The sequence below is a fragment of the Mucilaginibacter sp. OAE612 genome (assembly GCF_041806395.1).
GTDB lineage: Bacteria > Bacteroidota > Bacteroidia > Sphingobacteriales > Sphingobacteriaceae > Mucilaginibacter > Mucilaginibacter rubeus.
Map to the genome: position 1 here is coordinate 5,023,960 of NZ_JBGMUW010000001.1, position 20,246 is coordinate 5,044,205.

24 protein-coding genes are annotated in these 20,246 nt (G+C 43.6%); 8 read left to right on the forward strand and 16 right to left on the reverse strand.

The window, feature by feature from the left end; translation table 11 throughout:
* Positions 1 to 30 precede the first annotated feature (30 nt).
* A complete protein-coding gene (locus ABID99_RS20715) occupies positions 31 to 591 on the reverse strand; it encodes a 5'(3')-deoxyribonucleotidase (protein ID WP_373614981.1) in 561 nt (186 codons plus the stop codon).
* A gap of 66 nt (positions 592 to 657) precedes the next feature.
* Here ABID99_RS20715 and ABID99_RS20720 point away from each other — a divergent pair, with 66 nt between their 5' ends.
* The gene (locus tag ABID99_RS20720) at positions 658 to 1,407 is read left to right on the forward strand and encodes a DeoR/GlpR family DNA-binding transcription regulator (RefSeq protein WP_188834590.1); all 750 of its coding nucleotides are present in this window, start codon (positions 658 to 660) and stop codon (positions 1,405 to 1,407) included.
* 32 nt (positions 1,408 to 1,439) lie between these two features.
* Here ABID99_RS20720 and ABID99_RS20725 read toward each other — a convergent pair whose 3' ends face one another.
* The 12 genes from ABID99_RS20725 to cysC all read right to left on the reverse strand — a co-directional run bounded on the left by ABID99_RS20725 (position 1,440) and on the right by cysC (position 11,209).
* A complete protein-coding gene (locus ABID99_RS20725) occupies positions 1,440 to 1,913 on the reverse strand; it encodes an SRPBCC family protein (RefSeq protein ID WP_188834591.1) in 474 nt (157 codons plus the stop codon).
* A gap of 161 nt (positions 1,914 to 2,074) precedes the next feature.
* Complete coding sequence (locus ABID99_RS20730; protein ID WP_373614982.1) at positions 2,075 to 2,911, reverse strand: sulfurtransferase; 837 nt, start codon at positions 2,909 to 2,911, stop codon at positions 2,075 to 2,077.
* A gap of 59 nt (positions 2,912 to 2,970) precedes the next feature.
* Positions 2,971 to 3,444: a ribonuclease H-like YkuK family protein gene (locus ABID99_RS20735; RefSeq protein WP_090533971.1), complete on the reverse strand. Its 474-nt coding sequence runs from the start codon at positions 3,442 to 3,444 to the stop codon at positions 2,971 to 2,973.
* A gap of 553 nt (positions 3,445 to 3,997) precedes the next feature.
* The gene (locus ABID99_RS20740) at positions 3,998 to 4,729 is read right to left on the reverse strand and encodes a lysophospholipid acyltransferase family protein (RefSeq protein ID WP_373614984.1); all 732 of its coding nucleotides are present in this window, start codon (positions 4,727 to 4,729) and stop codon (positions 3,998 to 4,000) included.
* A gap of 39 nt (positions 4,730 to 4,768) precedes the next feature.
* Entirely contained in the window at positions 4,769 to 5,329 is a 561-nt protein-coding gene (locus tag ABID99_RS20745) for an NUDIX hydrolase (protein ID WP_090533975.1), read from the reverse strand.
* A 299-nt stretch (positions 5,330 to 5,628) separates the two neighbouring features.
* Positions 5,629 to 5,853: a hypothetical protein gene (locus tag ABID99_RS20750; RefSeq protein ID WP_188834594.1), complete on the reverse strand. Its 225-nt coding sequence runs from the start codon at positions 5,851 to 5,853 to the stop codon at positions 5,629 to 5,631.
* Positions 5,854 to 6,230: 377 nt separating this feature from the next.
* Complete coding sequence (locus tag ABID99_RS20755; RefSeq protein ID WP_373614985.1) at positions 6,231 to 7,319, reverse strand: family 10 glycosylhydrolase; 1,089 nt, start codon at positions 7,317 to 7,319, stop codon at positions 6,231 to 6,233.
* Entirely contained in the window at positions 7,316 to 8,452 is a 1,137-nt protein-coding gene (locus ABID99_RS20760) for a carbohydrate-binding family 9-like protein (RefSeq protein ID WP_373614986.1), read from the reverse strand. The genes ABID99_RS20755 and ABID99_RS20760 overlap by 4 nt, the downstream gene beginning before the upstream one ends.
* Complete coding sequence (locus ABID99_RS20765) at positions 8,449 to 8,856, reverse strand: EVE domain-containing protein (RefSeq protein ID WP_090528071.1); 408 nt, start codon at positions 8,854 to 8,856, stop codon at positions 8,449 to 8,451. Before ABID99_RS20765 ends, ABID99_RS20760 begins: the two co-directional genes overlap by 4 nt.
* 137 nt (positions 8,857 to 8,993) lie before the next feature.
* On the reverse strand, positions 8,994 to 9,581 hold the full coding sequence (locus tag ABID99_RS20770) for a hypothetical protein (RefSeq protein WP_373614987.1): 588 nt from the start codon (positions 9,579 to 9,581) through the stop codon (positions 8,994 to 8,996).
* A 212-nt stretch (positions 9,582 to 9,793) separates the two neighbouring features.
* A complete protein-coding gene (locus ABID99_RS20775) occupies positions 9,794 to 10,624 on the reverse strand; it encodes a sulfotransferase (protein ID WP_373614988.1) in 831 nt (276 codons plus the stop codon).
* A gap of 24 nt (positions 10,625 to 10,648) precedes the next feature.
* On the reverse strand, positions 10,649 to 11,209 hold the full coding sequence (cysC, locus tag ABID99_RS20780) for an adenylyl-sulfate kinase (RefSeq protein WP_373614989.1): 561 nt from the start codon (positions 11,207 to 11,209) through the stop codon (positions 10,649 to 10,651).
* A gap of 339 nt (positions 11,210 to 11,548) precedes the next feature.
* On the opposite strand from cysC, the gene ABID99_RS20785 reads away from it, so the two are divergent.
* On the forward strand, positions 11,549 to 12,193 hold the full coding sequence (locus ABID99_RS20785; RefSeq protein WP_373614990.1) for a hypothetical protein: 645 nt from the start codon (positions 11,549 to 11,551) through the stop codon (positions 12,191 to 12,193).
* A gap of 11 nt (positions 12,194 to 12,204) precedes the next feature.
* On the opposite strand, the gene ABID99_RS20790 is transcribed toward ABID99_RS20785, so the two are convergent.
* On the reverse strand, positions 12,205 to 12,582 hold the full coding sequence (locus tag ABID99_RS20790; protein ID WP_373614991.1) for a hypothetical protein: 378 nt from the start codon (positions 12,580 to 12,582) through the stop codon (positions 12,205 to 12,207).
* A 92-nt stretch (positions 12,583 to 12,674) separates the two neighbouring features.
* On the opposite strand from ABID99_RS20790, the gene ABID99_RS20795 reads away from it, so the two are divergent.
* A complete protein-coding gene (locus ABID99_RS20795; RefSeq protein WP_176629128.1) occupies positions 12,675 to 13,697 on the forward strand; it encodes a hypothetical protein in 1,023 nt (340 codons plus the stop codon).
* 7 nt (positions 13,698 to 13,704) lie between these two features.
* Here the strand turns inward: ABID99_RS20795 and holA are convergent, their stop codons facing one another.
* A complete protein-coding gene (gene holA, locus ABID99_RS20800; RefSeq protein ID WP_176629129.1) occupies positions 13,705 to 14,727 on the reverse strand; it encodes a DNA polymerase III subunit delta in 1,023 nt (340 codons plus the stop codon).
* Positions 14,728 to 15,105: 378 nt separating this feature from the next.
* On the opposite strand from holA, the gene ABID99_RS20805 reads away from it, so the two are divergent.
* The 5 genes from ABID99_RS20805 (at position 15,106) to ABID99_RS20825 (ending at position 19,300) form a co-directional block, all read left to right on the forward strand.
* On the forward strand, positions 15,106 to 15,558 hold the full coding sequence (locus tag ABID99_RS20805) for a type I restriction enzyme HsdR N-terminal domain-containing protein (RefSeq protein ID WP_373614992.1): 453 nt from the start codon (positions 15,106 to 15,108) through the stop codon (positions 15,556 to 15,558).
* A gap of 250 nt (positions 15,559 to 15,808) precedes the next feature.
* A complete protein-coding gene (locus tag ABID99_RS20810; protein WP_373614993.1) occupies positions 15,809 to 16,762 on the forward strand; it encodes an NAD-dependent epimerase/dehydratase family protein in 954 nt (317 codons plus the stop codon).
* A gap of 151 nt (positions 16,763 to 16,913) precedes the next feature.
* Positions 16,914 to 17,639 carry a YebC/PmpR family DNA-binding transcriptional regulator gene (locus ABID99_RS20815; protein ID WP_373614994.1) on the forward strand — a complete coding sequence of 242 codons (726 nt, stop codon included), beginning with the start codon at positions 16,914 to 16,916 and terminating at the stop codon, positions 17,637 to 17,639.
* Positions 17,640 to 17,807: 168 nt separating this feature from the next.
* On the forward strand, positions 17,808 to 18,023 hold the full coding sequence (locus tag ABID99_RS20820; RefSeq protein ID WP_090534135.1) for a DUF2442 domain-containing protein: 216 nt from the start codon (positions 17,808 to 17,810) through the stop codon (positions 18,021 to 18,023).
* A gap of 104 nt (positions 18,024 to 18,127) precedes the next feature.
* On the forward strand, positions 18,128 to 19,300 hold the full coding sequence (locus tag ABID99_RS20825) for a hypothetical protein (protein ID WP_354486488.1): 1,173 nt from the start codon (positions 18,128 to 18,130) through the stop codon (positions 19,298 to 19,300).
* A 145-nt stretch (positions 19,301 to 19,445) separates the two neighbouring features.
* Here ABID99_RS20825 and ABID99_RS20830 read toward each other — a convergent pair whose 3' ends face one another.
* Positions 19,446 to 20,243 (reverse strand): dienelactone hydrolase family protein, encoded by a 798-nt coding sequence (locus ABID99_RS20830; protein WP_090534138.1) that lies wholly within the window; start codon positions 20,241 to 20,243, stop codon positions 19,446 to 19,448.
* Between the last annotated feature and the right edge of the window lie 3 nt (positions 20,244 to 20,246).

Sequence of the window (20,246 nt, forward strand, 5' to 3'; positions counted from 1 at the left end):
AGGGTAGTCAAAAAACTCCTTTAGATTCTGCTATGCTAAATCTGCAGAAGTTTTTTCCATTTCAAACAGGTTCAACACCTCATCCCAATTGTGAACCCGCACGTGCTGGTGCTCATGTTTGTTGTGATGCGCGTTAAACATGATGGCTTTGCCGCTGCAATAGTCGAGGTTTTTACAATGGTCATCTATCATGTAATCGGTATGGATGATACTTTTATCGCCACACAGCACAATATTACGCCAGCTGATAAACGGGAAATATTCCTGAAGCCATTCCAACTTTTCGGATAACGACAGCGGGAATTCCGTTGCGGCGGATACAATGTATACCTCGTAATCTTCCATCAGTTTTCTAACAGCCTCAATAGCGCCGGGCATAACCGGCAGCGTACGGAAAAATCCGGGCAGGTTCAGGGAAGCCTTCGTTGCAGCATCTAAGGGAAAAGCCTCGGCATGTGATAAGCCATCAATAGCCTCAAGGGTTTTCGTAATACCGTACAACTGTTCATAATATTTGATCAGTTGCGGCTCAACATCGGCCATAACACCGTCCATATCGATGGCGATAGTTTTCTTTGTTTGCGTTTTCATGCAACAAATCAAAACAAAATTGCAATATTTTGCAAATTATTTATAAATTTGCATCATATTGCAAACATGGTAAGAGAAGAAAGACTCCAGATCATTTTAGATCACGTATCAAAAGACAACAAAGTTATGCTTGCCGAACTGAGCGAAAAACTCAATGTTTCGGAAGATACTGTACGCCGGGATATTAAAGTATTGGCCGACCAGAAGTTGCTAACAGCAGTAAGGGGCGGCGCGGTTGCCCACTCTCCCATTCCGCACCATTACCGCGCGAGGGAAAAGCATGATATTGCCTCTAAGAAAGTCATCGCATCAAAAGTGTTGAGCTTTTTAAAAGACGGACAGGTTGTACTTTTTGACGGCGGTACATCAACCTTAGCTGTGGCTGAAAGCCTGCCGGATGATTTGAGGATCACCGTGGTTACCAACAGCTTTCCTGTTGCAAGCGCGCTTGAAGATCATCCAACGGTTGAGGTCATATTTGCCGGTGGGCGTCTGTATAAATCGTCCTTTACTACCATCGGCCATGAAACCATCAATGCCTTCAGGAATATCCGGGCCGATCTTTGTATTTTCGGGATTTGCAGTGTGCACCCTGCCATTGGTATCACAACAAGGGATTATGAAGAGGCCGAGATCAAGAAAACAATGATCGAAGTATCTAAAGAAACCATCGCCTTATCCACCTTAGAAAAAATAAACAAAGCCGATTCTTATTACATAGGCCCGGTAACAGAACTGGATACCATCATTACCGATGTTTCTCCCGACAATGAAGAACTTTCGGCATACAGGGAAGCAGGCATTAATATCTTTTAATATAACACTACCGCTGGCTTTCAACCCGTGGTTTAATACTTGTACTTCCCAAACATTTCCTCAATAACCTTAGTACGATAATCAAAAATCTGTTCAACCTTGCTTTTAACGAAAACGGCATTAGCAAATCTCCCTATTGCACCATAAGGGATAGCGTAATGTAAGAGGTCGGTCATGTGCACTCCACCGTCAATTTCTTTAAAATGGTGTTGGTGGTGCCATAAAGCGTATGGCCCGAAACGCTGCTCATCAACAAAATACTTTTTATCATCAACATGAGTGATCTCTGTCATCCAGTTCATTTTAATACCTAATAACGGCGAGATCTTATAAGTGATGATCATTCCGGGGTACATTTTTGTCTCGGCGGTATAATCAGATGTTACTACGAAGCTCATGTCACTGGGTGTGATCTTAGCCAAATTTAATGGCGACGAAAAAAAATCCCAGGCCTGATCAAGGCTGACAGGAATGGATTGTTCTTTTTTTAAAACGTATGTTTTCACGATGACGTAACAAGAAGGGACGGATAAGTGTTTTGGTCGACTCGCCCAATGGGCTATAAAATGATGTCATTGCGAGCGTAGCGCGGCAATCGCATACCATACAGAACCGCTCTGCGTCCGTGCGATTGCTTCGTTCCTCGCAATGACATTTTTTTCTGACCCTACCGATCTTCCTTCCCTATTGGCAAATCCCTTCTTGACCATTCGCTCCAGGAGCCAACGTAAAGCTTTGGGCCGTTGATGCCTGCGTAATCCATACCCAGTAAGGTATGGCAGGCTGTAACACCCGAACCGCAGTGAACTATTACTTCGCTATGCGCTACATCGCCAATTGCAGCATCATAAGCCTTGCGCAACTCATCAGCGGGTAAATACTTACCGTCGGCACCGAGGTTGTTGATATAAGGCAGGTTTAAAGCACCGGGGATATGGCCGGCTATCAAATCCAAAGGCTCTGTCTGGCCCAGGTAGCGTGGCGTTTCGCGTACGTCAATTACCAGTCGTGAGGGATCCTGTGCAGCTTCTCCAGCCTCCGCTATCTCAACAGTATTTGCATATTCGTGTGTTACCGGATACGGATCAACCGCAACCGGCGTATAAGCTTCTGTGCTCAATGTTATACCTGCATCCTTAGCGGCCTGTAAGCCGCCATTTAGTACCTGTACGTTTTCATGACCAATTGCCCGCAGCATCCACCACAAACGTGATGCGCTGAACGCGCCTGATTTATCGTCATAAACCACTACGTGACTGTCGGGTGTAATGCCCCAGTTACCTAACAATACAGCAAACTCCTGTATATTAGGCAACGGATGTCTGCCGCCAAAGGCAGGGTCATCGGGTTTAGTGGTAAGGTGCTGATCAAGGTCGGCGTAGATGGCGTGGTTTAAATGGCCTGCCAGGTAACGCTGGTAAGAGTCCTGCCCTCCGCGGGCATCAATAAGAATAGTATCCTGTGCGGCTAAAGCCGGGTCGTTGATTTCAATAAGTGGCGACATAGGTATATCTGATATGTTTTAATATCAAATATAGATACACGCTTTGGGTTTCGGCAAATTTACTGCACTATTTTATTGGCGCAGTATGAGCTTGCAAAAGCCTCGGGCTTGGCCTTAAACACAAAACCCATGCTCAGGATGTAACCCATAGCCTCGTGCAGGGCCGCGTTACTTTTAAACATCGGGTTGGTGTTGATGTCGGCATGTACCTCAAGCTCCACATCATACAGGTCGAGCAAATCGCAAAGCTTGTAAGCAATGTCGATAGACTTCTGCACCTCGCTCAGCATTCTTTCTTTAATGCTCATTTTTTGCGAAGTACGCTCCTGGTGTATGAACATAAAAGCGCCGCGTTTTTCGCGCAGAAACACAATCACCGTTGCAAAATCCGTTACGGATCCTTTAACTTGCGAGTCGGTGCCGATACATACTTTTAGCTTGTTGCCAAGGAGGGCTTCGCGTTCAATTGCCTTTTCAACCTCTTCCATAATGGGCGATTGGATTACTTCGCCGCTGAATTTTCTCCAGGTCATAAAAATTATTTTAGGTAAATTTTAGGCGACCTCTTTTATGGGTCTATAAAAATAAGCGATAACGTTTCATATTAACGTAAATAACGTGTGATTTATTTGTTAACATTTATCTGATTATTAACAGGTTGGTTGCATTTCGAATATCGGATTTGGGATTTCGAAATTAAAGAGGAAAGAGTTTTTTTACTGGTCGAAGTTTAGCGATAGCGTAACTTCGTCCCAAAACAGGGCAAGAATTCTGCTTGCGGAAGCGGAAAAGTAAATTGATTGTATAGTTAAGCTGAAAGCTTAAGGCATTTTAGGACGAAGTTACGCTATCGCTAAACTTCGACCAGTTGGGATGTTCGGAAGAGGTTCGAATTCCCTCCTTGGGGAGGGGTGCGTTGGAGAAGTGTAGTGGCAGGGAGGGGTTTATCCGCTATTTTGACGATGTAAACAAGTCTATGAAACCCCTCCCTACCCCTCCCAAGGGAGGGAATCGCTCAATCCCGCGCTTTTTATCCGCGCGAGCCAAAAATAAAAAAAACCAAAATCGAAATTCCGAGATCCGAAATCAGGACAACGCAGCCTTGATCTTGTTCTCGGCTTCCAATACCAGGTCGCCAATCGAGGTTTTACCGGGCTCAATCGGTTCAAGTACCGTCCAGGTCATGGATATAAAAGTATTAAGCGGATAAAAGCCATATTGTACAACCTTCCAGCTATTTTTTATGGCGATGGGCACCAGCAATGCTTCAGGGCATTTTTTTAGCAGCATGGCAACACCTCCCGGCTGAAAAGACCGTACTACACCATCCTTAGAGCGGGTACCTTCCGGAAAGATCACTGCCGACCAGTTATTGGCTTTCATGCGCTCACCTAAACTTATCATTTCGGTCATGGATTGGCGGGAGTCTTTCCTGTCGATATTAGCACCGCCGCCGTGTTTCAGATTGTAACTGATAGAGGGGATCCCTTTGGTAAGCTCTATTTTAGAAACAAACTTGGCGTGATACTTGCGCAGGTAATAAATAAGCGGGGGGATATCGAGCAGGCTTTGATGATTGGCCACAAATATAATTGGCCTACCCATCGGCAAATTTTGCTTATTGATAAAAGTTACCGTATCGCCAATGATATAAAAAGTGCGGAACAGGCATAAGTTCAGGATATCAACCGAACGTTTGTGCGCGGCATAGCCAAAAAAACGAAAGCAGATCCACTGGATGGGCTGAAAAATAACCAGGGCTAAAAAAAATGCAATTATGGCAAAGGGCGACAGGATATAACCTAATAACTTCTTCATCAATGGGCAAAGTTATATTTTTTTCAGTAATGCAATAATTTACAAACGGTTTTCTGTTAGCAACAGTCGCACTTTAAGTACCGCGGCCACAGTCATGGAATCAGTAATCTCGCCATCGCAAACCATACGGTAAATTTCAGCAAAAGGCACTTTTCTGATAATCAGCTGTTCGGTTTCTTCGGGTTCGGCTTCAAACTGTTCAAGGCCCCGGGCCAGGTACAATATGCTCAACTCATCGCTTACTGAATTGCTGAGGTGCAGGCGCTGGATCTCCGTCCATTGAGAGGCTTTTAACCCGGTTTCTTCAAGCAATTCACGTTTGGCCGATTCGAGCGGATCCGTACCTTCAGGGCCACCACCTTCTGGCATTTCCCAGCTGTACTGATTTAATGCGAAGCGAAATTGCCCTACAAGATAAGTATTTAGTTCAGCGTCTAAGGGTAAAACACCAATCGCCACATTTTTAAAATGTATTTTACCATAAATACCGGGATTACCGGAAGGGTTAATAACCTGGTATTCGGTTAGGTTGATCCAGGGGTTATCGTAGATATTTTTTTGGGACGTTATTTTCCAGGGGTTATCTTCAGGGTGATGCATGGCCTAAAAATAGACATCTTTTTATTAAAAAAATGTCATTTCGACAGAGCAGGGAAGGGAATGAACGCCCGGAGCGAAAGAGAAATCTTGTACACCCTGCCAGTGGCTATGCATGTTGGGAAGCATGGCGTATGGGAGATTTCTCCTCACCCTCCTGCACTTTTCCCAGCGGGTTCGTCGAAACGACACTTTCTTACAATACAATGGTACCCCTTAAACACAGCCGCCTCGTCCTTAAGTATAGCAAGCACTTCCGGCCTTTAAAGTCAAAAATCGTTGATAGAAATCAGAAACTTATCTCAACCGTTGTCTTTAATTTCTTTCAATATTGGTTCTTCCATATTAATTTCCATCTTCGATACTATAGGATTGCCTAACTCAACATCAATAGGATCATCCCAAAGAGTATCACATTCGGCACAAAGTAAAAACAGTTTACTGGTTAAAGAGTCTTTTATAATATCAACCCAACCCTGATTGCAAAATGGGCACCACGCAACGTGATAATTACTATTATTGATCATATGTATTTATTTTGTTCCCTCAGGGTCCTCTGCGGGAGACCCTGAGGTTCTCCTCATTCAAAGACACATCTAACAGATATTTAAAACATCGGATCTGCATGACGTATACAAAACCAAAGAAATTCTGAGCAATAACCTCACCGAAGATGAAGCCGCGACCCTAAGCGATCTATTGGACAAAATGCGGGGATGATTTTTTAGGTGAAAGGGAAAAGGCTAAAGGCGAAAGGTTATTACCCTTAAATTCAAAATAAAAACATGTCATTGCGGGCGTAGCGAGGCAATCTCGTAGCCAATGCATGTACGATCTGCATCGGCTACGAGATTGCTTCGTCGTTCCTCCTCGCAATGACATATCATGTATAAACTTTAATTGGTTACGAAGCCTTAAACGCCGCAACTTCATCCTTCAGTATTGCCAGCACTTCCGGCCTTACATTACCGAAGAAAGACACGCCCATCGCGCCGTTTTTAAGCGCCACCTGTATACCGGTGCGAATTTCATCATCACTCTTAAAATCGGATAAATACAGACCTGCATACAGCGGGAACCTTCCGGCCAGGAAATGAACGCCTTCGGCTACGGCATTGCCTATCCAGCTCACGCCTTCCTTGTAAAAACCATGGTATATCATGGGGCAAATGCCGTCCATGTTCCAGTTTGTCCAGTCCTGCCTTACGTTGCGGCGGGCAACTTCGGGTGTTGGGAATACGGCTGCTGTTATCTGCTTTTTATGCTGATGGGCAACTGTCGAAATACCATTAACCACCCGGGTTATGTTATTATACCTGAACAAGCGCCATGAAAGGCTGGCTTCTGGGTATTGGATCTGATCGAGGTCCTGGTTATATTCTTCCTTGAATTTGGCTTTGCAAACATCGCAGTAGCAAAAATCATATTCGGGTAGCTCTTTGGTTTGCTCAATTTTATATTTATCCCAAAGGTTTACCGGTAACACCACATCGCAGTAACGCACGTAATCCAGGTGGATACCATCGATATAATCTTTAGCTAAAATATCATCGACAGTTTTGGTTAAATACTCCTGAACTTCGGGGCGCGATGGGCACAGCCAGCGGTAATACTGCACATAAGGCGGATGATCGGCACATGATTCGCCTTTGCGGTTTTTGCTGTACCATTCGGGCTTTTCGTTTACCAGTTCGGCACGGTTAAAAGTCCAGATCCAGCGGTGGGCCTCCAGTCCTTTAGCTTTAGCGGCACGAAAATGGCGTTCGCTGTCGTTTTCGAAAAATATGCCGGTGATGCCCGATGCTTTATAGGAAGCGTAGCGGGTGGCCAGCTCATCATCTGTATCTTTGGGGTTAGGGTTGATCCATACCCAGTTTTTCATGGCCTTTTTCTTGCCGCTCTTGGCAGCTTCAACAGCGGCATTGCTTACTAAGGGCAACTGGGCAGCCACGCCGGCCAGTAAACCAGCCTTTAAAAATTCGCGCTTATTCATGGAGTTTTAGGGATTATCTGCTGCTGCACCAGGCCCTCCTGGTCAATTTTATAGGTCGCTTTGGTTTTACTATCGGCAATATAAGCTATAAACTGATGGGCAGTTGCTTCCAGCTTAAGTTCGTTAGTATAGCCTGTTATTGTTACCTTATTTTCAACACCCAGGTTGTTTAACGAGGTGCAGTATTGGTGATGATCTTTAAACCACTGCTTTTGCTTGTAATAAACCAGCCATAGGTATTTTTTTTGCTCTTCGGCATAAGGCATTTTAAACCTCGCGTCATCGGCCTCATGATCTCTGAAGAGGAGGTAGCCCCAGCGTTCGGGGTAATGCATATTGATAAGCCCCTGGTTGCTCCAAACCCAGTTATACTCGGGCAAGTTATGCCCGGTATTATCCTGCAGCTTTACATATTTTCCGTTCTGCACTTTGGTATCATACTGCACCCGCGAAAAATTGATGCGCCACAAAGTACCATCTTTTATTACAGCCCGGTTAAAGCCACCGGCTATGGCTTTAAATGGGATAGCCATTTCAACCGTCCAGCCTTTGTCGGTATCCGTAGGATCATTCAGTGTGCCCTCAACTTTTACCGCCGACCGTAAGCCGTGCGCATCCCAACCGGTTACCGCGGCGCCGTCATTTCGGTAAGGCCTGGTCAAAAACAAATCGAAAATGGTATTGAGGGCATTCACCTCAATTTCAAAATAACTATGCGTGCTGTTGGCAGGATCGATAAACAGCTCAAAATCATTGTCTTTGTAAACAATATCATCATGATGGCTAAGCGTAGCCCAAACATGCGGATCTCTGATGCGGGCTGCTACATACAGGCAGCTATCGTCCCAAAGCATTTTAACGTTGGTTTGCAGTGGTGGCTGCGGTTTGAGGCGGCCTTCAATATCCTGGAAATCCCGGGTCCATTTGGCCTGCTGCCATACAGCATCTTCCAGATCGCCATCAATTACCGGCGCTTGCTTTACATGTTTCGCAACATAGCCGTAAGGGGTGGTAAACAGATCGGGAAAGGCGCTGAAAGCATCCTGCGCTTTTGCAAGTCCCGGCAATACCAATAAAACGGCGACAAGGCCCGGTTTAACAAAATAACCCGTTAAGATGCTTCCACATTTCATTTACTGCCCAGCGCTAAGATGTAATCAAACTCTTCGCGCTTTACTCCCATTACCGATAAACGCCCCTGCCTTACCAGGCCAATATCCTGTAATTTAGGGTCGGCTTTGATCTGTTCAAGGGTTACCGGGGTTTTCAGGGCTTCAACCGGGGCCAGGTCAACCACTACCCAATTGGTATCATCGGTTGTGGGGTCTTGGTAGGCTTCCTTAACAACTTTGGCTATGCCTACAATCTCTTTACCCTCGTTACTGTGATAAAATAACACCAGGTCGCCCTCCTTCATTTCCCTCAGGTTATTGCGTGCCTGGTAATTGCGCACACCATCCCAAAAGGTACGACCATCCTTGTTGAATTTTTCCCAGCTGTATTTAAAGGGCTCACTTTTTACTAACCAATGTTGCATTTGTACGGTATAAATTTTTGTAACGTAAAAATGTAAAAAAGGGAGCGTAAACTAAAATGCGCTACAGGCAATACAGGGTATTGTTACAATGAAATTACGGGGTGGAGTGGTGAAGTAGGGGTTAATAAAGTCTTCACTTATTCATTACTGGTTAACAACTGGGTTAGCCTTTTAGCATTTTGTGCGTTGATAGTGTTTGTTAAAGGAACAGAAGTGTAAACAGCAATTCCCTGGTCATCATCGGGGTGATAGCTCAACAATAGTTTTACCGTGCGCGAATCCCACAGATAAACGTCCTGGTAATCATTTGGCTTTGCAGTGAAGGTACCGTACCAGTGCAAAAATTTACTGAGCATTTTATAGCCCTGGTTACGGTTAAAGAAAACATAAATATTTACTATTTTATTTTGCCATGTACGTACACAAATATGAGTTGCGGTTAGCCCGTCTTCCAGTTCCAGCTGCTTATCCGGATGATATTCATAGGTAACACAGCTATCCGCATCGGGCTTGCTGCCTTCTCCATCAATGTAAGTTAAAGCCTGTTCCTGCTCGCCGGTTAACAAGCCGCCCAGGTTAAACCCGCCAATTCCGTTGCGCGCCCTTAAATATGCCAGCGACCCGATTTTCGCCGCCTGCGAAAAACCCCGCGAATGTAAACACATGATGATCAAAAGCCCCGTAACTACTCTGTAGGGCAAGTAGCAAAAAAACTTAGCTTTCATATCCTCCTCCTTCGTTTTACAACGGCTAAATCAGCACCGTAACAAGGGGTACTTAAGCCATTGAGTAAAACGAATTTGGAGAAATAATTAACTGATTATCAAACCATAATAACGATTGTATCACAAATTGAGCTACCTTTACACTTTATTGCACAGATACCTGTTTACTTCTTTCGCAACAATGTATAATAAACCGCAAAAAACTTTTGATACTAATCAGTCGGCATATATTCTTTAAGCCCGGCCTGTAGTTTTATGGCCTGCGTAATGAGGGTTTTATCGTTGATATATTGTTCAAAAGCGACATCGGGGCCGATCAGGTTTTCCTTAAAAATGTCCTTAAATCTGGAGTATTTTAATACCAGGTTCCACTTGTCTTTCAGATACTCAAAAACCTGTTCATCCGCGTCTTTCAGCATCGAATAATTAACAACTACAAATGCATCCCGGGGCAGTGTTTCAATACATTTTAAAATATCCTGGTTATAGGCTATCCAAACTTTCAGGTATTCGGTGGCATGATCATTATAAAACTGCACCATGCGGCGGCCGCGGCGAAATTTTGTCCATACCAGCCTTGAAAAATATTTACGCGCCATGTACCTGTTTTCCATCCACTTAAATTCACGCCGCAAAAGTGAACTAACTACCGACTGATAATCACGCAGGATAACCAGGTAACAGGCATCGGGCAGCAGTTCTTTATATACATCCAGAAACAGGCAGGTCCGCGGGTCTTTCCAGCCCCATTGGTCGTATAACTGTTGTTTAACTTTAATAATGCTTTTAAGCTTTTCCCTTTCGTACAAGGTAAACTGGGCCACATGCTCAACCGTAAGCCCGGTTTTGGGCAGGTTATGGCCGGCCAGGATCTCTTCGTGCATTTTTAAAAATTCAATATCTTCAAAATGCCCTTCCACATTGCCATGGCCACCGGGTACCAGTTTTTCGCCTGTTTGCAGGCCGCATTTGCTCAACCACTGGGTAATAAGCGAGGTTCCGGAACGGTGCATCCCGGTAATGATCAGTACTCTTTTTTGCATAAATCTGTTATTAGCGTCCTTTTATCAGGAGTAGCTTGGTATCTTATTGGTCTGCTTAACAGGATGCAGGTTATTTATAATATAATAGAGCAGTGATGAGGTACTTTGTTGTATGGTATAATTGCAGGTATCAATGTATAGGTCGGGCTTAACAGGTACATCAAACCTATCGTTAATACCTGTCAGGTTGGGTAGTTTATCAGGATGCCCATCGGGCAGCAACGCCCTTTTATACAGGCCTTTGGTATCGCGGCTTATCAGCTTGTTCACCGGGCAATCCACGTGGATAATGCTTACATGATCATATTTTTCGGCAAGCTCCTGCCTGACATCGTCATATGGATTTATAGCACTCACTATGGTAACAATACCCTGAGCGCTGAAACGACTGGCTACAAAGCCCAGGCGGCGGATGTTCTCGTTCCGGTCTTCCTTACTAAAGCCGAGATCACGGCACAGTGCCGCGCGGTATTCATCACCATCAATAATTTCAATTTTAATACCCAGGCTTGTTAATTCGGCGGCCACACTTTTTGCCAAAGTAGTTTTTCCCGTACCTGATAATCCGCAAAATAAAAGTATCATGCCTTAATTTTTTTATTTAATATGCCTTAGTGATCAGCTTAACATATTGCTTAGGATAAGTGAACTTAGGAAATTAATTGGCTGATGAATTTTGTTACATTGTAAATAATCAATTACATGCAACACTGAACAACGGAAAGTCAGGAGAAAAAAGTAACCAATACCGGCTAAAAATGAAGATTTAATGAATAAATGGATGTATACGGTCAAACACTAACCAACGCTACACTTAACAAAAATGTTACGTTATTTAATTTATCAGAAATGATTTTGGAGATTATTTGAGGACCCGTTTTTATGAAATATTTACTGTGGGCTAAAGAACCTATCACAATAAACATGAACGAATTTTTACTTAACGGGGGTGCCTATGTTGGCAATACCAAAGTCTCCAAACCTTTTGCAGCTTTGAAAGCTGATACTTCTGTACTCAAGATTAACCTTGGTTTGTTAGGTCAGTTATTTTTCAACGCTGATGATATTGTTCAAATCGAATATGCATCCTCAATTGCCGGCAGCGGCATCAAGATAATACACAACGTATCGTCATACCCTAAAAAAGTTATGTTTACAGCAAACATGCCTTACAATGACATAATTGAAAACATAAAAGCAACAGGATTCTTTAATAAAACCGTCAATAACCAGGTACAATATTACCAGGTTAAGAAAATGCAGGGGCAGGGCAGAATACCATTTAAAACTGCAGCATTAATTGTGTTTTTAGCGGGCTGGAATATCCCTCTTATTGCCGGTTCTATAAAAGAAGGGGTTGGCCGTGCTGCAAATTATTCGCTCGTTTCACTCCTGTTCGTTTTTTTTATGATCGCACTGACACTTTTTTCACCGGCTTTCAGGGCATTAGTATTGAAAGAGGATAGAGAAATAAATGACCTGAAAAAGTCTTTATATTTCTTATGGTTTATTGTTACAATTGGCGGCCTCATGTATGCTATCATAAGCCGGGTACCTTTTAACAAATAATCATTAAAAAACTATTCAGCATCCTCGGCAACCGGCTCTTCTTTATCCGGCATAAAAAGTAAAACAAGCGCCCCTATTTGTAACAGGTCAATTATAACAGCGATGCAGCCTGCATAAAAGTTTGCCTTAAAAGTTGCGGGCAGATTTATAGCGTCAGGCGTTATAGTTAAGATTAATAAGCCTAATAGCAGCCATTTTGCCCATTTATAACCCCGCCTGATAAATAAAGCCAGTAAAAGTAAAATGCCCAGCGCTATGCACGTTGCTAAAGCGATTGGAAAAGAAGCCGACCTTCCGCCGTTCAAATAATAATAAACCAGGTACAAAACCGCCGATACGCGGATCATGCCGGATGCTATATTAACTTTTGATTGCGAGGATAGGGTCATTTTAATCAGAATAAATCTTGCCAAAGATCATCATTAACTGCCGATACAGTATATAATTATTTTGTATTTTTGATAGATAACTTAAATCTGTCATGCAACGTATCCTGCTGTTTTTGTCTTTATTAGCATTCATTTGTTCTTGTAAAAAACAAGAAGCCTTACCGAATACTATTAAACCAACCGACACAAGTAAACATCCAGATAATGGGAACACCCCCGGTGGTAGTACACTGACCGATGTAAATAAAAAATATCAGGTATTGTTTACGGTGGCCGGTTTTACTAAAGAAGCAACTCCTATCATATCAGCTTTACAAACCAATGCGATAATACCAAACGTGGTTGTCTTACCATCGGATGATAAATATTATGCTAAGATCATGTATATTGTTTATGACAGCACAGGTACGCAGGTAAGCCGCCTGGAAGAAAACTTATCGCCAGAAGATAATGGTAAATTATTCAGGATTAATAAAAACTTCAGAAGAGAAATAAACAACTCAACACCTTTCGGAACCATAAAAGATTCTCTAAAAGCTGGCGATTACACTTTAATTATCACCGCCGGCACCCAAAAAGGTAGCTTAAATAAGCTGGGAGAATTTTGGCAAATACCTTCGCCCAACGGTTTATTTCCCGAAACTCCACTTTCCGATGCGAAATTTTTTCCCTCCGATGATCATAACGTTAATTACAACCTTATGGAAGATGCTTTCTTTTATAAATCTGTATTAAAAGTATCAAAAAACAATATAGAACAAACTATAGTTCCTGAACGCATAATTGGACAATTGTCAATAAACATTGAAGACCATACCCCACAAAAGGCAAGCTACTACCGAATCTATATCGATAATGAACTGTACGACTTTAGTATGGATAAAGCCCATGCCGAAGGAACAAGAAATAATTTGACCTCATACGTTACGAAAAACTACTCGGGTGAATCAAACTACAGTCTTTCATGTAAAGTACTAAACACCCAAACTCCTGTCACACTAAAAATAGAGGGTTATTCGGGCTTACAGTTATCCGTACGCAAAACAATCCCAAACATACGGATAAATAAAGGGGAAACCACTTCCATATCCACAAAACTATTCAGCAACAATTAGTTGTGAACTAATGCAGTATCTTAAACATCAGCTCCTTCATCAACTCACCGTGCGGCGCGTTTGATTCAACGCCTTTACTTTTCAAATCATATTCGCGCAGATAGCTGATCACCTGGAAAATTTTACCAAGCGGGTAGTTACGGGCGGCCTGCTCATAATCTTTAATAAAGTATGGGTTAACGCCCATTTCGCGGGCTAGGTTTTGCGGGGTTTTGTCTTTTACGTAATGGTACACCAGCACCTTGCTAAAAAAGTTATTCAGGTTGCCGAGCACCAAAACAATGGGATTTGATTTGGGATTGGCTTCAAAGTAATTGATGATCTGGTTTACCTTGTAAGCATCTTTTTTGGTGAGGGCCGTTTGCAGCTCAAATACATTGTACTCCTTACTGATACCAATATTATCCTGGATATGCTTCAGGGTAATCTCCTGCCCGGCGCTAACATTCAGCATCAGTTTTTCGAGCTCGTTGGCAATTTTAGCCAGATCGTTGCCCAGGTACTCGGCAATCATGGCCGATCCCTGCTGGTTCATTTTGTAACCCTTCTCGCTTACATAACCTTCAACCCAGGCCGGCACTTTATTATCATATAAAGTGGCCGACTCAAAAATAAGCCCGTTCTTTTCAATGGCTTTGTATGTTTTCTTGCGCTTATCAAACTTGCCGTATTTATAGCAAAAAACAAGAATAGTACTTGGCAGCGGATTTTCGAGATAGCTCAATACAGGGTCGATGCTTTTTTTGTTATCATCGTCCTTACCCCATTTCATGTCCTGCGCCTCTTTTACCAGTACCACCTGGTAATCGGCCATCATGGGGTAACGCTTGGCGGCATTGAGCACGGTCATGATGTCGGTATCCTTGCCGTAAACCACGGTTTGATTGAAGCCGCGCTCATGCTCGGGCAACAAGTGATGCTCAATGTAATTGCTTACCAAGTCGATAAAATAAGGTTCCTCACCATGCAGCAGGTACAGCGGTTTAAACTTACGGTTCTTAAGGTCCTTTAATATCTCGGCAGCAGTCATATTTCGCAGTCAAAAGTACTAAGTCAAAAGTCAAAAGTGGAATGTATTTTAATTTAGGGCGATAAGATATCGATACATCTTAAATTTCCGTCAGCAGAAAAGTTTCGGGCGAAAACTTGCAGAACAATGATGGCCATGTGTGATGGCAAGGGCATTAGCGAATTTTGCTACAAAGGATTGTGTGGGTGGGCAAAATTCAGCAGCCGTGGTTCTGCATGTTTTGCAGCACGGGCATTGTGCGGCAAAGAAACCTATCTGCTGACTTGATTTTTTGGTTACTTTTGTATCAAGACAAAAGTAACAGCCCTCCCGCGGCAATTGAGCGGGCCAATGTTCTTTGTTTACAACATCAGCTTATTATTTACTACTAAATAAAAAATGCTCCAACCGCTTAATCTGCCACCCTATCCTTTTAAAATAAGCGACGATAACGGAACATTAACGCTTTTTGACGAGATCCGTAAGAAAACCATCATCGTTACACCCGAAGAGTGGGTACGCCAGCATTTTGTACAATACCTTATCAAACAAAAAAACTATCCCCGCTCATTAATTAAGCTGGAAGGCGGCCTCAAGCTCAACACCCTGCAAAAACGTACCGACATTGTGGTATTTAACCCCGACGGGCAACGCATTTTAATGGTTGAATGTAAAGCCCCATCTGTAACTATCGATCAAAAAACCTTCGATCAGATTGCCCGGTATAATATGGTTCATAAAGTATCCTTGCTGGCGGTTAGCAACGGTTTGCAGCATTATTATTGTACTATCGACCACGAAAAATGTACTTACCAGTTTATTGAAGAGTTGCCAGGGTATGTGAAGGGCTGAAGCTGTCTGAACTCGAATTAAACGAATTTGAAGAATTTATGGAATGTGTATAGCATTTTCTGCCCTCACTGGCGCAAGTCTTGAGTGTAGGGTAGCGCTATGGCTGACTTGTAACTTCTCCAATTGTCCGTAAGTCCGAAAGATTAAAATTGGCTTGGACTTCCAGACTTACGGACATCTGACTTTCGGACTCACTTCCACTCACTTAATAAACCAATTTCCTACCTTTGCGCGGTAAACTCAATATTGCATGAGCGAAAAGATCTTAGTGATAGGCGCCAACGGCCAGATCGGTACCGAACTGGTAATGGCTTTGAGAAATATACATGGGGCCGAAACGGTTATAGCTTCGGATATTAACAGCCCTACCTATGCCATGCGCGGAAGCAGCGGACCATTTGAATTGATCAATGTACTTGATAAAGACAACCTGCACCATATATTTGGTAAGCACCGCCCCACACAAGTTTACCTGTTAGCTGCCATTCTTTCGGCAGTAGGCGAGCAAAAACCCAAAATGGCCTGGGACCTGAATATGACCGGTTTGCTGCATGTGCTTGATTTTGCAGTTGAGTTTAAGGTAAGTAAAGTTTTTTGGCCAAGCTCAATAGCGGTTTTCGGTCCGCATTCGCCGCAGCATAATACGCCGCAGTATTGTGTAATGGATCCTAACACGGTTTATGGTTTTAGTAAATTGGCCGGCGAGCGCTGGTGCGAATATTATTTTAATAAATACGGCCTTGATGTACGCAGTATCCGTTACCCGGGCCTGATAGGCTGGAAAGCAAACCCAGGCGGCGGCACTACCGATTATGCCGTACATATATTTCACCAGGCATTAAAAACCGGCAGCTATGAAAGCTTTCTGGCTGAAGGTACCGCCCTGCCCATGATGTATATGGATGATGCCATCAGAGCTACCATCAGTTTGATGGATGCACCTGCCGAACAGATCAGCATCCGCTCATCATATAACCTGGCTGGCATTAGCTTCACGCCCGAACAACTGGCAGCAGAGATCAAAAAACTGATCCCTAAATTTGAGATCAGTTACAGTAATAACGACCCGCGACAAGCCATCGCCGATAGCTGGCCAAAGTCAATAGACGACAGCTACGCGCAAAACGACTGGGGCTGGAAACTGGAATATGACTTACCAAAAATGGTGGCCGACATGTTGACCAATTTGAAAACGATAATTTAAGGTTAAAGGCGAAAGGATAAAGGATAAAGGTTTTTATCCGTCGTTATATAAACAAATATTATATTTACCGCCTTGTCTTTATAAGGCAAAGCTTTGTAATACAACAAGGTTGATCTATCACTATCAACCATGAACAATGAACTAAAAAAACATGGGAAGAGCATTTGAATTCCGCAAAGAAAGAAAGTTTAAGCGCTGGGCCAAAATGGCAGTGCAATTTACCCGTTTAGGTAAGGAAATTGTAATGGCTGTAAAAGCCGGCGGCGGCGATGTTAACACCAACTCACGCTTACGTACCGCGGTACAAAACGCCAAGGCTGTAAACATGCCTAAAGACCGTGTTGAAGCCGCCATTAAACGCGCCAGCAGCCGCGACGAAAAAGATTATGAAGAGCTTGTTTACGAAGGTTACGCACCTTACGGTGTTGCAGTGTTGGTTGAAACCGCTACCGATAACACTAACCGTACCGTTGCCAACGTACGCAGCTATTTTACCAAATACGGTGGCTCATTAGGCAAAACCGGCTCTCTTGATTTTATCTTTACCCGTAAATCAGTTTTCACTTTTGAGCCAGGCGACCGCGACCTGGAGGAGCTTGAACTTGAATTGATAGACGCAGGTTTGGAAGAAATATTTGTTGAAGCCGATGAAAATGGCAACGATATTGCGGTAATCCATACAGCTTTTGAAGATTTTGGTAAAATGCAAAAAGCGTTAGAAGAGATGGGTATCGAAGTAAAATCGGCCAAGCTGGAGCGTATCCCGCAATCATTCCACGCTGTTAGCGAAGATCAGGTTCCTGAAATTATGAAACTGATTGACCGTTTGGAAGAAGACGACGACGTGCAGGCTGTTTACCATAACATGGCGGAGTAATCCTGGTATCGGATTCCGGAATTTCGATTTCGGATTTAGTTCCACTCAAACAATAAACACCATGTCATTGCGAGCGATGGCGTGGCAATCGCACAGAAGCATCATCGCTCTGTACAGCATGCGATTGCTTCGTCGTTCCTCCTCGCAATGACATAAAGAAGAAACATCATGCCACTATTCAACACACGTAAAGGAGAAAAAAAAGTAAAGGTTACCTTTGCTAACGGCCTTCTTTTTGTGGAAACTGATGGTGGCAAGCCGCAGGCTTTCCCATTGGAATGGTTTCCACAGTTATTAAACGCTACCGATGAGGAACGTGAAGACTGGGGCCAAACCGAAAAAGGCATCCGTTTTAACAAGCTGGGTGTAGATGTAACATTATAAGATTTGAGATATGAGACGTGAGATATGAGACAAGGCTCTAAACCTTCAATTATCTCAAATCTCCTATCTCAAATCTCCTATCTAACATCTCATATCTAAACAAAATGGTTTTTGAAGAATTTTTAAAGAAGAAAAGAATTGATCTTGCCGCCCTGCAACAGGGCGAACCTGCTTTGTTTTCTGAATTTAAAGATCACTTTGAACAGATGGGCGAAAAAAGCTTCGACCATACCAAAAAATACTGGTTTAATAAACTAAGGCGGCGGTTCCCGGTTCCGCTTGAAGTTAAAACCGAAAAAGCACATATCAAAAACCCGCTGGCCGAACAAACCATAACCGAAAGTTTAACAGAACCCGCTACGCCGGCCAAAGTTGGCTTTACGCCGAAGTTCCGTCCGGCAACGACACCTAAGCCTGCTCCTTCTGCTGAGGAGCCTAAGGAACAAGCAACGGAGCCTACTGCATCAGAAGCTTCATCGCCTGAAACTGCACCAAAACCAGCATTCAAGCCGCGTTTTAACCCTGCCATGGCGAAGGCTCAACCGGCGGAAAGCGAAACATCACCCGAAACAGATAAAGAGCCACAGACCGAAACTCCTGCTCCCACTGTTGAAATACCGGCAACACCAGCCAAACCCGGTTTCAAACCACGTTTCAACGCTGCAATGGTAAAACCGAAGCCAGCCGAAACTGAAGCACCGGCAGAGGATAAAAAAGAGGAAAACCCGGTGGCTGAACCACAGACGCCACCTGCAGAGACTCCAGCGCCTAAAATGGGCTTTAAACCACGCTTCAATGCCGGCATGGTAAAACCTAAGCCGATTGAAAACGATGTAACTGCTGAAGAGCAAAAAGAAGAAGCACCGGTAGTTGAAGAGCCTAAAATACAGGAGCCTGAATCACCTGCATCCAAAATGGGCTTTAAACCACGGTTTAATGCCGCTATGAGGAAGCCGAAGTCAGCTGAATCAGAGCAGGAACCTGTTGAAAATAGCAAGGTAGAACCATTAGCCGAAACTCAGCAACCATCAGTTGAAGAAGAAAAACCGACTGCTGAGGTATCTGCGCCAAAACTTAGCTTTAAACCACGGTTTAACGCGGCAATGATAAAGCCTAAAGCTACTGAAGTTGAAGAAACACCTGTAGAAGAAAAAAAAGAAGAAACTCCATCGGAAGAGCCTCAGACACCATCCGCCGAAACTCCCGCACCCAAATTGGGATTCAAGCCACGTTTTAACGCCAAAAATCTTCCTAAAAAATCAGAGGGAGAAGAATAGGTTAATAGCTTTTCCAATCAAGCTAAAAATTCATGTCATTGAGAGCGTAGCGTGGCAACCGCACGGAAGCGTGACCGCCCTGTATAGCATGCGATTGCTTCGTCGTTCCTCCTCGCAATGACATGTTTTTTGTATTACCCGTCTCCTACTTACTATGCGAAAACAACCAATGCAACAGATCAGGCTCGTTGAACGCGTTGTCCCAACTGTTGTGCCCTACACCTGGATATAGCGTAAATCGCGGCTTGCCTCCCGCCTCTTTAATAGCATCAACCATTACCTGCGAGTGATCGGCAGGTACTACCGGGTCATTATTACCGTGAAAGATCCAGAGCGGAACTTTTTTAGCGTATTTCTTCGCGTTCAGCGTATTATCGCCGCCGCAAATGGCAAAGGCTGCTGCAAATACATTAGGTTCGCGGCCAATGATTTCAAATGTCCCCATACCACCCATGCTAAGGCCTCCCACATAAACTTTGTGCTTATCAACAAATGGCTTATCTAAAAACTGGTCAACCAGTCCCATCAGCATGATCATCGCCATTGTTGGCGGCGCATTTTCCTGGAAAATAAATTTGCGCTTATTGGTTGCCGAATCCGTAACCTGCTTTACATTGCTCCAGTAACTTTTTGCCGGGCATTGCGGAAAAACAACGATAGACTCGTATAACTCCCTGCAGCTGTCCTGTAAGAACCGTTGTGCCCCATAAGCCAGTTGCGACTCATTATTGTTTCCCCGTTCGCCCGAACCGTGTAATACAAACAATAAAGGGTACTTTTGACCCGGATTAAAATGCTTTGGAAATAAAATTCGGTATGGTAGTGTGTCTACTTTAAAAATAAAGCTGCCCCTGTCAAACGAGGTCAAATTTTGGGACTTGGCTAAAAAAGAGAATGCTAAGAGTAAGCTTAGCATTCCTGTAATTCGTATTGTTTTGATCATGGG

Excerpts from the sequence above, each read along its gene's own strand:
- ABID99_RS20745 (WP_090533975.1), bottom strand. The coding sequence starts at position 5,329 with ATGCATCACCCTGAAGATAACCCCTGGAAAATAACGTCCCAAAAAAAT.
- ABID99_RS20785 (WP_373614990.1), top strand. The coding sequence starts at position 11,549 with ATGAACGAATTTTTACTTAACGGGGGTGCCTATGTTGGCAATACCAAA.
- ABID99_RS20720 (WP_188834590.1), top strand. The coding sequence starts at position 658 with ATGGTAAGAGAAGAAAGACTCCAGATCATTTTAGATCACGTATCAAAA.
- holA (WP_176629129.1), bottom strand. The coding sequence starts at position 14,727 with ATGACTGCTGCCGAGATATTAAAGGACCTTAAGAACCGTAAGTTTAAA.
- ABID99_RS20820 (WP_090534135.1), top strand. The coding sequence starts at position 17,808 with ATGCCACTATTCAACACACGTAAAGGAGAAAAAAAAGTAAAGGTTACC.
- ABID99_RS20760 (WP_373614986.1), bottom strand. The coding sequence starts at position 8,452 with ATGAAATGTGGAAGCATCTTAACGGGTTATTTTGTTAAACCGGGCCTT.
- ABID99_RS20805 (WP_373614992.1), top strand. The coding sequence starts at position 15,106 with ATGCTCCAACCGCTTAATCTGCCACCCTATCCTTTTAAAATAAGCGAC.
- cysC (WP_373614989.1), bottom strand. The coding sequence starts at position 11,209 with ATGATACTTTTATTTTGCGGATTATCAGGTACGGGAAAAACTACTTTG.
- ABID99_RS20735 (WP_090533971.1), bottom strand. The coding sequence starts at position 3,444 with ATGACCTGGAGAAAATTCAGCGGCGAAGTAATCCAATCGCCCATTATG.
- ABID99_RS20765 (WP_090528071.1), bottom strand. The coding sequence starts at position 8,856 with ATGCAACATTGGTTAGTAAAAAGTGAGCCCTTTAAATACAGCTGGGAA.
- ABID99_RS20790 (WP_373614991.1), bottom strand. The coding sequence starts at position 12,582 with ATGACCCTATCCTCGCAATCAAAAGTTAATATAGCATCCGGCATGATC.
- ABID99_RS20830 (WP_090534138.1), bottom strand. The coding sequence starts at position 20,243 with ATGATCAAAACAATACGAATTACAGGAATGCTAAGCTTACTCTTAGCA.
- ABID99_RS20715 (WP_373614981.1), bottom strand. The coding sequence starts at position 591 with ATGAAAACGCAAACAAAGAAAACTATCGCCATCGATATGGACGGTGTT.
- ABID99_RS20810 (WP_373614993.1), top strand. The coding sequence starts at position 15,809 with ATGAGCGAAAAGATCTTAGTGATAGGCGCCAACGGCCAGATCGGTACC.
- ABID99_RS20815 (WP_373614994.1), top strand. The coding sequence starts at position 16,914 with ATGGGAAGAGCATTTGAATTCCGCAAAGAAAGAAAGTTTAAGCGCTGG.
- ABID99_RS20730 (WP_373614982.1), bottom strand. The coding sequence starts at position 2,911 with ATGTCGCCACTTATTGAAATCAACGACCCGGCTTTAGCCGCACAGGAT.
- ABID99_RS20770 (WP_373614987.1), bottom strand. The coding sequence starts at position 9,581 with ATGAAAGCTAAGTTTTTTTGCTACTTGCCCTACAGAGTAGTTACGGGG.
- ABID99_RS20775 (WP_373614988.1), bottom strand. The coding sequence starts at position 10,624 with ATGCAAAAAAGAGTACTGATCATTACCGGGATGCACCGTTCCGGAACC.
- ABID99_RS20740 (WP_373614984.1), bottom strand. The coding sequence starts at position 4,729 with ATGAAGAAGTTATTAGGTTATATCCTGTCGCCCTTTGCCATAATTGCA.
- ABID99_RS20825 (WP_354486488.1), top strand. The coding sequence starts at position 18,128 with ATGGTTTTTGAAGAATTTTTAAAGAAGAAAAGAATTGATCTTGCCGCC.
- ABID99_RS20750 (WP_188834594.1), bottom strand. The coding sequence starts at position 5,853 with ATGATCAATAATAGTAATTATCACGTTGCGTGGTGCCCATTTTGCAAT.
- ABID99_RS20755 (WP_373614985.1), bottom strand. The coding sequence starts at position 7,319 with ATGAATAAGCGCGAATTTTTAAAGGCTGGTTTACTGGCCGGCGTGGCT.
- ABID99_RS20795 (WP_176629128.1), top strand. The coding sequence starts at position 12,675 with ATGCAACGTATCCTGCTGTTTTTGTCTTTATTAGCATTCATTTGTTCT.